The organism is Psychrobacter sp. CAL346-MNA-CIBAN-0220 (assembly GCF_040309805.1).
Taxonomy (GTDB): Bacteria; Pseudomonadota; Gammaproteobacteria; order Pseudomonadales; family Moraxellaceae; genus Psychrobacter.
The window spans coordinates 302,878-315,047 of record NZ_JBEOPF010000004.1 but is presented as its reverse complement, the minus strand read 5'-3'; the positions used below and the strand labels follow the sequence as shown (position 1 = coordinate 315,047).

The 12,170-nt window shown below is 43.7% G+C and carries 11 protein-coding genes and 3 tRNA genes; 7 read left to right on the top strand and 7 right to left on the bottom strand.

Going from position 1 to position 12,170, the window contains the following annotated elements; all coding sequences use genetic code 11:
- Position 1 precedes the first annotated feature (1 nt).
- The 6 genes from AAEY88_RS10270 (at position 2) to AAEY88_RS10245 (ending at position 4,817) form a co-directional block, all read left to right on the top strand.
- Positions 2 to 76 (top strand) — tRNA-Gln (locus AAEY88_RS10270).
- Positions 77 to 169: 93 nt separating this feature from the next.
- On the top strand, positions 170 to 1,117 hold the full coding sequence (locus AAEY88_RS10265; protein ID WP_350562043.1) for a ribose-phosphate pyrophosphokinase: 948 nt from the start codon (positions 170 to 172) through the stop codon (positions 1,115 to 1,117).
- A 431-nt stretch (positions 1,118 to 1,548) separates the two neighbouring features.
- Positions 1,549 to 2,229, top strand: a complete 681-nt coding sequence (locus tag AAEY88_RS10260) for a 50S ribosomal protein L25/general stress protein Ctc (RefSeq protein WP_350562041.1) — start codon at positions 1,549 to 1,551, stop codon at positions 2,227 to 2,229.
- Positions 2,230 to 2,474: 245 nt separating this feature from the next.
- Positions 2,475 to 3,056 (top strand): aminoacyl-tRNA hydrolase, encoded by a 582-nt coding sequence (gene pth / locus AAEY88_RS10255; RefSeq protein WP_350562039.1) that lies wholly within the window; start codon positions 2,475 to 2,477, stop codon positions 3,054 to 3,056.
- A gap of 177 nt (positions 3,057 to 3,233) precedes the next feature.
- Positions 3,234 to 3,614, top strand: a complete 381-nt coding sequence (gene panD, locus AAEY88_RS10250) for an aspartate 1-decarboxylase (protein WP_350562037.1) — start codon at positions 3,234 to 3,236, stop codon at positions 3,612 to 3,614.
- Positions 3,615 to 3,836: 222 nt separating this feature from the next.
- Positions 3,837 to 4,817 carry a calcium/sodium antiporter gene (locus AAEY88_RS10245; protein WP_350562035.1) on the top strand — a complete coding sequence of 327 codons (981 nt, stop codon included), beginning with the start codon at positions 3,837 to 3,839 and terminating at the stop codon, positions 4,815 to 4,817.
- A gap of 25 nt (positions 4,818 to 4,842) precedes the next feature.
- On the opposite strand, the gene AAEY88_RS10240 is transcribed toward AAEY88_RS10245, so the two are convergent.
- The 3 genes from AAEY88_RS10240 to AAEY88_RS10230 all read right to left on the bottom strand — a co-directional run bounded on the left by AAEY88_RS10240 (position 4,843) and on the right by AAEY88_RS10230 (position 6,234).
- Complete coding sequence (locus AAEY88_RS10240) at positions 4,843 to 5,514, bottom strand: RDD family protein (protein WP_407074448.1); 672 nt, start codon at positions 5,512 to 5,514, stop codon at positions 4,843 to 4,845.
- Positions 5,515 to 5,884: 370 nt separating this feature from the next.
- A tRNA-Arg gene (locus AAEY88_RS10235) sits at positions 5,885 to 5,961 on the bottom strand.
- A 183-nt stretch (positions 5,962 to 6,144) separates the two neighbouring features.
- Positions 6,145 to 6,234 (bottom strand) — tRNA-Ser (locus AAEY88_RS10230).
- A 532-nt stretch (positions 6,235 to 6,766) separates the two neighbouring features.
- On the opposite strand from AAEY88_RS10230, the gene AAEY88_RS10225 reads away from it, so the two are divergent.
- A complete protein-coding gene (locus AAEY88_RS10225; protein WP_350562033.1) occupies positions 6,767 to 7,561 on the top strand; it encodes a hydroxymethylpyrimidine/phosphomethylpyrimidine kinase in 795 nt (264 codons plus the stop codon).
- A 155-nt stretch (positions 7,562 to 7,716) separates the two neighbouring features.
- Here AAEY88_RS10225 and AAEY88_RS10220 read toward each other — a convergent pair whose 3' ends face one another.
- The 4 genes from AAEY88_RS10220 to AAEY88_RS10205 form a co-directional block, all read right to left on the bottom strand.
- Positions 7,717 to 8,277, bottom strand: coding sequence for a YggT family protein (locus AAEY88_RS10220; protein ID WP_350562031.1), 561 nt, complete (start codon positions 8,275 to 8,277; stop codon positions 7,717 to 7,719).
- A 126-nt stretch (positions 8,278 to 8,403) separates the two neighbouring features.
- Positions 8,404 to 9,234: a pyrroline-5-carboxylate reductase gene (proC, locus tag AAEY88_RS10215; RefSeq protein ID WP_350562029.1), complete on the bottom strand. Its 831-nt coding sequence runs from the start codon at positions 9,232 to 9,234 to the stop codon at positions 8,404 to 8,406.
- 217 nt (positions 9,235 to 9,451) lie between these two features.
- Positions 9,452 to 11,110 (bottom strand): tRNA lysidine(34) synthetase TilS, encoded by a 1,659-nt coding sequence (tilS, locus tag AAEY88_RS10210; protein WP_350562027.1) that lies wholly within the window; start codon positions 11,108 to 11,110, stop codon positions 9,452 to 9,454.
- 114 nt (positions 11,111 to 11,224) lie between these two features.
- Complete coding sequence (locus tag AAEY88_RS10205) at positions 11,225 to 12,028, bottom strand: acetyl-CoA carboxylase carboxyltransferase subunit alpha (RefSeq protein WP_350562025.1); 804 nt, start codon at positions 12,026 to 12,028, stop codon at positions 11,225 to 11,227.
- Between the last annotated feature and the right edge of the window lie 142 nt (positions 12,029 to 12,170).

Genomic DNA, 12,170 nt, shown 5'->3' with positions numbered 1-12,170 from the left:
TAGGGGTATAGCCAAGTTGGTAAGGCATCAGGTTTTGATCCTGACACCGTTGGTTCGAGTCCAGCTACCCCTACCATTTTCTACGATAACTCACCATATCTTTTCTCAATTTGAGCAGTTTGACACTGCTTAGCGGTCGCTGCTTGAGTCAATCAATAGGACTTTAGTCATGCCTTATTTGGCGATTTTTACGGGTAATGCCCACCCTGAATTAGCGAAGACCGTAGCCGACCATCTACATATCCCCCTTGGTAAAGCTGACGTCACCCGTTTTTCTGATGGCGAAATCGCTATAGAAATCAAGGAACACGTCCGCGGTAAAGATGTGTTTATCATGCAGCCTACCTGCGCACCGACCAATGACAATTTGATGGAAATCATGATGATGGCCGACGCCTTGCGGCGCTCAAGTGCCGGGCGTATCACCGCAGTGATGCCTTATTTCGGTTATGCCCGTCAAGATCGTCGCCCGCGCTCAGCTCGTGTCCCTATCTCTGCCAAAGTTGTTGCTGATATGCTTAATATCGTCAGCATTGATCGGGTCATGACGGTTGATTTGCATTCTGATCAGATTCAAGGCTTCTTTGATATTCCCGTTGATAACATCTATGCAACGCCTGTCCTGCTTAATGATCTCAAAAAACAAGATTATGACAACATTATGGTGGTCTCACCTGACGTTGGCGGTGTGGTGCGTGCGCGCGCAATGGCCAAGCAATTAGGCGATACCGACTTAGCTATTATTGATAAACGCCGGGCACGTGCCAATGAATCACAAGTAATGAATATTATCGGTGATGTTCGTGACCGCGATTGCGTGATTGTTGATGATATGGTCGATACCGCTGGCACCTTATGTAAAGCTGCACAAGCGCTAAAAGACAGTGGAGCACGTCGCGTGCTAGCCTACATTACTCATCCTGTGTTATCCGGTAATGCGCTCAAAAACATCAGCGAATCAGCACTGGATGAGATTGTTGTTACCGATACTATTCCGTTATCTGCTGCGGCAAAAGCTTGTAGCAAAATTCGCCAAATATCTATCGCCCCAATGCTAGCTGAGAGCTTACGTCGCATTAATAATGAAGAATCTATTAGTGCCATGTTTGATGCTTAGAGGTTTAAATTATAATTATGGCACTGTTTAAATAAGCCATATAGCTTATTATCAATAATGACCGTTATTAAAACCAGCTATCAGAACCTAGCGTCAAGACCTAATATCAATATTAGTTTCTTGGCGCTAAGTCTTATGTGTAAACCTTTATTATTGCACCAAAACCACGTATAATGCGCGCCTATGCTGACCATTTGTTCTGTATGAACAGGACAGTATCAAGAAAAGTGCTGAGCACGCTACATGATGACGGCTGTAATGATAGTTAATATCAAGCCAGACGACTGACAGTAGCGAATAGCGCCTTGTCGTTGTTGCTGATTTTATCGTTGGTAACCCTGATGGGTAGCTATCATCACTTCTTAGTGGATCGGTCGCAAATCCACTTTTTAGACCCAACACTTCATCATTCTTTTTATAGGATTATATCCATGAGCACTAATCATTTTGAACTATATACGGTTAATCGTTCTGCAGATCAGCAAGGTAAAGGTGCGAGCCGCCGCCTACGCAAGCAGAATCTTGTTCCTGCTATCATTTATGGTGGTAACGCAGAACCGAAAGCTATCTCTATCAAACTTAACGAATTGGTAAAAGCGCTTGAATTCGAAGCCTTCTTCTCGCACATTTTGACCATTACGGTTGATGGCGAAGCACATCAAGTCGTTATTAAAGACCTACAGCGCCATCCTGCTAAAGGCTTCCCAATGCATGCTGACTTCCAGCGCATTGTGAAAGGTCAGAAAATCAACATGAATGTCCCTGTACATTACACGGGCAGAGAAGATGCTCCAGGTACTGAAAAAGGCGGTGTTCTATCTACGCTCGTATCTGATATCGAAATCGTTTGCTTACCTTCATTGCTACCTGAATATCTAGAAGTAGACGTTTCTGGTATGGAAATCGGTGATCTATTCCGTTTATCAGACATCAATTTACCTGAAGGCGTCATCATCTTTGATCTTGATATGGAAGATGCGCACGACCGTACTATCGTTAACATGCAGCCTCCAACAGTTGAAGAAGTCGACGAAGATGCTGACACTGATGCTGACGAAGTGCCTGCTACTGAGCAAAGCGACAAAGCTGATGCAGATAAAGACGGCGAATAGTAAACTTGCTGTACCCTACTCTACAGATGCCAATCAGGTGTTGTATCAGTAGTCGGTCAGCTTATTGCTAAAGCGTCAACATGCATTTTAAGATGACAATACAGCAGGGGATAAATGTCTCCTGCTGTTTTTGTAAGTGCAGATTGTAGATGTTAAAATAGTAGTCTACGTGACACCTTTAATTTACAGTCATCCAATAAAATTTTATTCATAATTCATTTATTGAATTTAAGCAGAGTACCTTCATGTCCCTAAAGCTTATCGTCGGTCTTGGTAATCCTGGGCAGCAGTATATGTTTACGCGTCATAATGCAGGATTTTGGTTTGTGCAGCATTTAGCGCAGCAGTTCAATATTGAGCTGAGCCCCGATAAAAAATTCCACGGAGTAACAGGACGCGGACAGATTCATGGGCATGATGTGCGGCTATTATTACCGTTGACCTTTATGAATAAGTCGGGTCAGTCGGTGGTGCCGATGGTCAATTTTTATGATATTGCTAATGACCAGCTACTGATTGCTCATGATGAGCTCGACATCCCAGCGGGCAGCATCAAGCTCAAAACGGGTGGCGGTCATGGTGGGCATAATGGTCTGCGTGACATCACTCCACACATTGGTAGTGACTTTCACCGCTTGCGTGTGGGTATCGGTCATCCAGGACACAAGTCTAAAGTCAGTGGTCATGTGCTCTCTAAGGCGTCGCCAGATGAGCAAATTGGTATTGATAGTGCGCTCACTGCCGCTTTTGAGGCGCTGCCATTGTTATTAGATGGTGAGATTGAACGCGCGCGTTCACAAATTAATGGCTTTAAACTACCTGACTGACGCGCTATGATAGCTGCTGTTTTAATGTCAGATCGCTTTAAAATACGCTAGCAAGTTTAGATAAATATCTCATGCTTGAGTACTAGTGGCTTTATTTAGCCTTTCACTTTATTTACTATGCCCCCATTAACTTTTTAATCCAGTTACTTAATATTAGTTACGCTAAGGAAGCAATCTATGCTACTTAATATGCTTAAATGCAAATTGCACCGTGCCCGCGTCACGCATGCTGAGCTCCATTATGAAGGCTCTTGCGGTATCGACGGCGATTTATTAGACCTAGCTGGTCTGCGCGAAAATGAGTCTATTGATATTTATAATGTTACCAATGGCAAGCGCTTTCGCACCTACGCTATCCGTGCTGAAGCCGGATCTGGCATTATTTCCTTAAATGGTGCTGCTGCTCATATGGCAGATTTAGGTGATATTGTTATTATTTGCGCCTATGCTCACTTTGATGAGGTCGAGGCGAGCACTTACCAGCCAAAACTGGTCTATTGTAATGAAGACAATACGGTTAAAGACACGGCAAATATCATTCCGGTACAAATCGCTTAAATATTTATTTCATCATAACTGATTGGTTTTATAAAGTGTTTATAACGTCTTAAATATTCATTAGAATAACTAAACATCCAGTCATATTTTTTAAGTTATTTTTATCACGTTATTAAAACCTATGCTAATATAAAAGCTGAATCGCGAATTGTGATTCAGCTTTTTTTATGCTTTTTTTAAAAAATTGTCTAGTAGCCCTTTTATGAACAAGGAAACATACTGATGTGGTTGGCAACTATTGCAGTGCTCGTTGGACTTGCAATCTTAGTCTGGAGTGCGGATGTTTTTATCGATGGGGCGACAGCCTTAGCGAAAAAGCTACGCGTTCCGAGCTTTTTGATAGGCGTGCTAATCTTAGGAATAGGCACGTCGGCACCTGAGATGGTGGTGTCGGTATTAGCGGCACTAGAAGGCAGCCCAGATCTGGCATTGGGTAACGCCTATGGCTCAAATATTATCAATATTGCGCTAGTACTGGGCGCAACGGTATTAATAAGCCCCATCATCATACGTAAAGGTATCGTCACCCGCGATTTACCCCTACTAGTATTGATTACCGCTTTAGCCGCGTGGCAGCTGCGTGATGGACTGTTAAGCCAAGCTGACGGCATAGTACTAATAGTGATGTTGGTAGTGGTGATAGGTGTTCAAATTGTGCTGAGCTTACGTGAAGGCAACCATGAACATGAAGACGATATTAAAGCAGACGGTACAGATCCAGATCATATAGAGCAGAGCTTAGTACGCGGTTTGATTAGCTTGTTTATAGGCATGCTGATGCTGGTGTTGAGCTCGCGTGCGATCGTCTGGGGTGCGGTAGAGCTGGCAACGCTTTGGGGCTTGAGTGAGCTAATTATTGGCTTAACCATTGTCGCCATTGGTACCTCTTTACCTGAGCTGGTGTCTAGTTTGTCAGCAGCCCGTAAAGGCGAGCACGATATGGCACTCGGTAATATTATTGGCTCTAATATTTTTAACACTTTAGGGGTAGTAGGACTGGCGGCGATTATCGCACCGATCACCGCTAACCCAGTGATACTATCGCGTGATATTTTGGCAATGGGCTTGATTACGCTATTACTCGTAGCATTATGCGCCTTTGCCTTTATGACGAAGCGGCAGTTTGGCCGCACATCTGGCACTACATTAATGTTTTTCTTTGTCGGCTATACATTATGGCTCGTGCAAACGGTAAACTTGTAGTTCAACGATACTTGTACCCAGTATGTTATTTATTTTGCTGCTTATTATTATTCTGCTTGCGATTTCTAAAACCACGCCATAAGCCTTCATATTGCACTTTAGGCATTTTTAAAGTAATGGTATTCGATAGCATATCTTGTACTGCTAAGCCGCGACGGTTAAACAGGCAGAACACGTAATTAAACATCAATCCAAAAAATGCACTGAGTAACAACACGGCGCGTGAACCATCAATTATACTGCCAATGATGCCGCATAGTAACGGCATTAAACAAGCCGCAAGGATACGCTTAAATGACTGTGGCCACGTTAACAAATGACCGGCATTATTAACGGTTTTAAGTCGCCACGTTTGCATACCTAATGTCTGACCACCACGCCGCCAAAATAAACCATAAAACGCCACTAAAGTCAGCACAAATGATGGCGTCATAATAAAGTTCTGATACCAAGTCGGTAGCGACTGCGCTTCTGATGACTGTGTCCCCGTTTGCATGGTCAGCAGCGTACCAATGACAGTCAGTACCGTTCCTACTAAGAATAACAATGCCAATATCAACATACCATCGTAGACAATAGCCACAACGCGTTGCATCGGCTGAGCAATCGTTGGCTCTTCGACTTCAGGCGCGCGGTGCCCAGGATCTTTTCGTTGGGATTTAGACTTAACAGCAGCTTTCAGCGTACTTTTTGGCATGATACAAGCTCATAGCAAGCGGAGAATAATGTGGCTATTGTACCGTAATTAAGCGGGTTATCGTATATTAACATGCAGAGAGATTGGGTCATAAGCTTAAAAAATGCTTAGTATAAATCTAGAACAAAGCTTATCAGATATCGGTAACAATCAATAAATTGTTTATAGATAGAGATTTGTTAGCGATAAACGAGTGACTTTGAAAGTATGCGAACATAGTTTACAAACAAAGGAGTCGAATGCTCATGGTTGATGAGCGTATTTCTGTAAACTAAAAAGATGTGTATATAAAAATACAAAAAGAGCAGACATAAAAAAACCGCCAAAGTGTCATAAGACAGGCGATTGATTTAATGATTTGTTATGCAAATGGTGCGCCTGGAGAGATTCGAACTCCCGACCCCTTAGTTCGTAGCCAAGTGCTCTATCCAACTGAGCTACAGGCGCGTATTGCACATCATCTACTGCATAGTTAATAACTTTTGCAGCAAATTAGGTTGGCCATTATATAGATAATACAGCTGATGTCAATGTTATTATCGGTTAAATCATAATAATTTTTAATTTAACTTCTAAACCATACTTAACGTCAAAGTACTGCATTATAAATCTAACAATAACCGAATATAATGGAGGTGAAGGAGGGATTCGAACCCTCGATACGCGCAAACGTATGGTTCCTTAGCAGGGAACTGGTTTCAGCCACTCACCCACTTCACCAAACGATGTCAGACTTTTTAATTTTTAAAACTTAATCTCTAAAAAGATTTAAGCTCTGAAAATAAGTATCTTTGCAAAAGATACGTCTTATGTCGTGGGCGATTATTATAACAAAGCCAAAACGAATTGCAAGCCTTATACGCAATTTTCATGACTCTTTTGAGTTAATTGTAGATATCAACCGTTTTGATACGCTGATATGCGTTAATTTCTAAATTATTTACCTTAGCTTTGACAGCTTTGGGTCAAAAGAACAATAACCCCTTCCCTATTGCTGTGGCTTTTCTTGCCGAGGATGGCTATAGTAATTGGCAACGATTAGCCCAAAGCATGTTATCTTTTGGATTATGAGGCTTAAAATACGATAAGTTAATGCTAGGCCAAGAACAGCTCGTAATGAATATGACCCTATTGTTAAGAGTTTTAATACCACTTAGCGAAAATTTGGCTATTTTAAGAGCACAGAAGAAGTATAGGTGTTGATTGATAACACGCCCTAAACAACTCTAAGAAAATATAAATAGGAAACCTTATGCGACCAGTCGTATTGTGCTTTTCAGGATTAGATCCCTCAGGTGGCGCGGGGCTACAAGCAGATATTGAGGCGATCGGACAAGCAGGTGCTCATGCAGCGGTCGCTTGTACGGCTATTACTGTACAAGACTCACAGCAGGTATTTAGCTTTGAAGCCTGTACAGCAGCGTTGGTAGAGGCGCAAGCTACTGCGGTGCTAGATGATTTGCCCGTTTGCGTCATCAAGTCAGGCATGCTGGGCACCACTGATAATATCGCCATGCTGACGCGCTTGTTTGCCGAGCAAATCATACCTAAAGACACCTCTTTTATCCTAGATCCGGTACTGGTGGCTAATAGTGGGGGCAGCTTAGGAGATGAGCAGACCTTAGTCGCAGCCTTTAAAAAATTACTGCCTTATGCGACCTTGATTACACCCAACACTCATGAACTGCGTGCTTTGAGTGGTGAGCAAGATTTGCATATTGGGGCACAAAAATTATGTGAACAAGGAGCGTGGGCGGTATTGGTAAAGACGTCACATGACTTTGATAGCGGTGATATTGAGCAGTATTTATATATTAAAGGCGAGATGGTACATAAAAGTATCCTGCCGCGCTTAGACGGTGAATTTCATGGCTCGGGCTGTTCACTTGCCAGCTTTATCGCCGGACGCTTAGCAATGGGCGATGAACTGATTGAGGCGGTCATAGCAGCCGATCGTTGGATTACCCAAACCCTTATTGCTGCTGATGCTCCGCACCCTGATGACGATAGTACACAGTTAATACCAAATCGTTTTGTACCTTTTTAAAGCTTCCTATTGTTTTGCTTTCAAAGCACAGCGCCTTAAAGTTATAAAAGCCATTAGCTAGCATGAAAAATAAGCACAAAAAAGACGCTCTATTAATATAGAGCGTCTTTTTATTGGTAGGATTTCATATCGCTATTAGACTGAATTAAACCAATCTAGCCTAACATTGGCATAAAGCTTGACGCCAAACCACCAATGAAAATCTCAAGGAGATAAAAGACAAAAAACGCAACCATAGGTGATAAATCAAGCATACCTAAGTTGGGCGTGATACGGCGAAACGGTGCCAAAATAGGCTCGGCTAGACGCATGATGATACCAACGATGGGGTGCACAGAATTGGTGAACACCACAATCCAACTGACAATGATAGAACCAATCACTAAATAGCGACACATGCGCAAAAAGTCTAAAACCAGACTGACTGAACCAGTGAAAAACAGGGGAACAGGCGCAATGCCTTTATGGGTCAATGCCGCCTTACCAGAGATATCAATCAGACGAATCAAAAACATCAGCACAATCGCAGCAAGACTGATACGCCCTTGAGCCACAGTAGGGAAAATACGTCCAAATACATCCACAATATGCGTGGCTTTATAAGCGGGACTTATCATGGGATCGCTAGCATCCATCCCCGCAAACTGCAGCATAAAGCGTATAAACACCAGCAGCATGGCGAACGTGGTGATCAAGTCAAAAATTTGTAATAACATAATGCGCCTGTATTAATAGAAACTAGGTTAACAGAGGCTAGGTAATAGATACCAGTATTAACCCTTTATGATGACGACCACCATCACAGTGGTAGGTTATTTTTTACTCATTATTTTGTAAGCGCTTTATTTCATCTCTTCACTAAGTGCTTGGCTACGGTCAGAGCACGCTTTCATAGCTTCAGCGATCTGACGACCAACCTCATTGTCCTGCAGTGACTCGATCGCTGCTTGGGTCGTACCATTCGGAGACGTCACTTTACGGCGTAGCTCAGCTGGCGCATCATCACTGCCCATCGCCATTTTTGCAGCGCCTAAAACGGTTTGCATGGCCAGTGCTGACGCCTGTTCTTTATCCAGTCCTAAAGCGACCGCACCATCAATCATGGACTCAATAAAGTAAAAGACATAAGCGGGTGCTGAACCTGAAACTGCTGTCACCGCATGCATTTGTTCTTCATTATCGACCCACATTACCAAACCTGAGGCTTCCATCACGGCCGTTGCTAGCTGTTTTTGTGCCTCAGTGGTGGTGTCAGTACCATAAAGCCCCGTTGCGCCCATTTGAATCATGGCAGGGGTATTGGGCATTGCACGGACGATATTACGATAGCCGCCAAGCATATCGGATAACAGATCAGTCGATAACCCTGCTGCCACTGAAATCACCAGTTGGTTGTCTAAAACGTCCGTAAAGGCGCTAACGACTGGTTTCATTACTTGGGGTTTCACGGCAAGCACCACCACGTCAGCGTCAACAACCGCCGATTTTGGGTCAGAGGTGGGGTCAACGGTGTTTATTCCTTGCTCGCCTACCTGTTGACGAATATCGGCGCTAGGATCTGCGACGGTAATCCGTTCAGGCTTGACGCCGCAGCTAATAAGTCCGCTAATCAAAGCTTGCGCCATATTACCGCCGCCGATAAAACTAATTTTTTTATTATCTAATACTGACATGAGTGTTCCCTATTGGCAAAATTCAAAGGTGTTCAAACCAACATAATGGTATCTAAAACGACACTTAGTTTAGCATACTGACGTTCATACCGTTTAACAAATTAATGGCGCTACCGTTGAAATAAAAACCAAGCTAAAGTGCTGAGTTATCAGTGATTTATTAAGTTTTAGGAAGAGAAAGAAGGCAGCATTTTAGGACTGCTAAAATGAGTTTTATTCAGTCACGTATTTGTAGAATACTGCTGATGGCGCTGTTTAGCACTTCATAGTCAGCGGTCATAGTAGCGACCGACTTATCAATCCCTAGCACCCAGCTATCGAATGGCGACACTAACAATAGCGGTACTTCATTACCTGAAGAAATAGCGCTAACCACCATCAAACTATCACGCAGCCAAACGGGTACACCTAGCGTTTGAGTGAGCTTTTTACCCGCTTGCGGCCGCGTAGCAAGGGCAGTTTGCAGGCGTTGCTGACGACCCAGTGGCGCCATTCGTAGAGTGATTTTATTTTTGTTGCTTACCAAGTGACTTAAACTTAAGTTATTTGAATCTGACCATAAAGTATTCGGCGCTGAAAGTAAGTTTGAATGATTGAATAGCGATACTAACGCATTTGGTGCAAACTCTAATTGCCATGTAACATTATTATCTGAGCGTAAAGTGATAAGGGTCGCTTGCGGCAATTGTGAGTTAGGTACATCGTTTATAAACAGACTTAGCGTTTGCTCAATGACGGGTAAGGCTAACCAATTAAGCCATGAATGGCTCAGTCGATATAATTGCTGACGGTAACGGCGGATGCGGTACTGTTGACTGCGACCTTGCCAATCTAGGTGAGTTTGGTGATTAGAATCCTGACGCTCAGTTAAGCGTAGCACATCGTCCGTTAATTGCTTAGAAGTTGGAAGCGGTTCATCTTGCGACAGCCAATAATGTAGCAGTTGGCGCTGTCGGTAGAGTGGTAAAGTGTGCAGATTGTCGATATTGAGCACGCGTTGGGCAGGTAGATGGCTTAGCGGATTGATAGCAATCTGCTGCAAATCTTGCGCTGCTTGCGCACTAACAGTAGCTTGCGCATCAGCTAGCAGCTGCGCACTACGAGCGATATTATCAATAACATTAGCGTTGTAAACGGCTAACGCGGGCAGTACTTCACGACGCAGGCCACTACGCACGTTATCACCGCTATCATTGGTTGGGTCGTCAATATAAGGCAGCTGTAGACGCTGTGCATAGGCACTAATAGTCTTGCGGCGTATCGTAAGCCATGGTCGCCATAGGATATTGCGGCGGGCGTCTTGCGTTTGTACGCGCCACGGCTGCATACCAGATAGACCATTAGCCCCTGCCCCCTGAATGAGACGCATCAATACGGTTTCAGCTTGATCATCGGCATGATGGGCTAAGATTAAAACATCCTCTTGATTGATATGCGAAAGCATAACCTGATAACGCGCTTGCCGTGCCGCTTGTTCATCATGACCGAATACTTTTGCCTGTAAGACGTTACAAGGTATCTGCTGCATCTGCGCCCACTGAGCAACGTGCATTGCCCAGCGACGACTATCCGCCTGCAAACCATGATCAACATGCAATAGCTGCGGTAAAAATGGCAGTTTACCTTGCTGATATAGTTGTAAACATAAGGTAGCGAGCGCTAATGAATCACGGCCACCACTACACGCCAGCCAAATACGGCGACCGCATAGTTGGTCGCGGTATTCCGCCATACTCGCTAAAAAAGCATCAGCAAGCTGTTTGTCTATCGACGATTCCAATGCTATAGGCCCGATAGGATAGTGGCGTATGGCACTGCTATTCGCGCTACTATCAGTCTTGCTATGATTACTTTTATTCTTGTCACTACTGGCCATAATTAATCTTATCTACAAAAAAACGTGCCACAAAGTAGCACGTCAGTCATGGTTTAATTTTCAGTATCCAGGGTTTAATGCGAAACGCCTGAGCATTGAACCCGCTCTAATCGACTAGCAAGGCAGCATGACTTCTGAATTAAAGGACTTCAGCTTTTCATAACGCTGCTCACAACGATCTGTTGCATCTAGGTCTTTGAGCTCATCTAACTGCTCAATAAGTAACGCTTTAAGAGAATTCATCACTGGCTGTGGGTGAATATGGGCGCCCTCACCTTCTTCGATAATGGCGTCAATCAGCCCCATCTGGTACAAGTTGATCGCATTTAGCTTTAATGCCTCACTAGCATCTTGGGCTTTTTCTGCGGTTTTCCACAAAATAGACGCACAACCTTCAGGAGAGATAACTGAATAGATACTATTTTGCAGCATATTAACTTTGTCGCCAACCCCAATAGCCAGCGCCCCACCTGAACCACCTTCACCGATAATAGTCACAACAATAGGTACTTTAAGGCTTGAGAAGACCGCAATGCTCTCTGCTATCGCTTGCGCCTGACCACGCTCTTCAGCCCCGATACCAGGGTAGGCACCTTGGGTATCAACAAAGGTCATAACTGGAATATTAAAGCGCTCCGCCATTTTTACCAAACGAATCACTTTACGGTAACCTTCAGGATTTGCCATACCAAAGTTGTGGGCAATACGCTCACGAGTGCTACGTCCGCGATGTTGACCAATGAGCATCACCGGCATGCCGTCTAAGCGCGCCAGACCACCAATAATTGCTTTATCATCGGCATAAGCACGATCACCGTGCAACACATCAAATTCGGTAAACAGCTGACTAACATAGTCCATAAATAATGGACGCTTGGCATGTCTTGCCAGCTGAACGCTATCCCAAACGGTACTCATAGACGCTTCCTTTTTGTCGTTTTATATAACGTGGCTATTAGGTGTAATTATATAGGTGTAATTATAAATTAGGTATAGTTGTAAATTAAGAGTGGCTATTAATTAATATATAGTCATCAGCTTGAGTATAACGACAGTACAG

Coding starts and splice junctions, on each gene's coding strand:
- AAEY88_RS10240 (WP_407074448.1), bottom strand. CDS start 5,514: ATGCCAAAAAGTACGCTGAAAGCTGCTGTTAAGTCTAAATCCCAACGA.
- pth (WP_350562039.1), top strand. CDS start 2,475: ATGTCCCTAAAGCTTATCGTCGGTCTTGGTAATCCTGGGCAGCAGTAT.
- AAEY88_RS10245 (WP_350562035.1), top strand. CDS start 3,837: ATGTGGTTGGCAACTATTGCAGTGCTCGTTGGACTTGCAATCTTAGTC.
- AAEY88_RS10220 (WP_350562031.1), bottom strand. CDS start 8,277: ATGTTATTACAAATTTTTGACTTGATCACCACGTTCGCCATGCTGCTG.
- tilS (WP_350562027.1), bottom strand. CDS start 11,110: ATGGCCAGTAGTGACAAGAATAAAAGTAATCATAGCAAGACTGATAGT.
- proC (WP_350562029.1), bottom strand. CDS start 9,234: ATGTCAGTATTAGATAATAAAAAAATTAGTTTTATCGGCGGCGGTAAT.
- AAEY88_RS10225 (WP_350562033.1), top strand. CDS start 6,767: ATGCGACCAGTCGTATTGTGCTTTTCAGGATTAGATCCCTCAGGTGGC.
- AAEY88_RS10265 (WP_350562043.1), top strand. CDS start 170: ATGCCTTATTTGGCGATTTTTACGGGTAATGCCCACCCTGAATTAGCG.
- panD (WP_350562037.1), top strand. CDS start 3,234: ATGCTACTTAATATGCTTAAATGCAAATTGCACCGTGCCCGCGTCACG.
- AAEY88_RS10205 (WP_350562025.1), bottom strand. CDS start 12,028: ATGAGTACCGTTTGGGATAGCGTTCAGCTGGCAAGACATGCCAAGCGT.
- AAEY88_RS10260 (WP_350562041.1), top strand. CDS start 1,549: ATGAGCACTAATCATTTTGAACTATATACGGTTAATCGTTCTGCAGAT.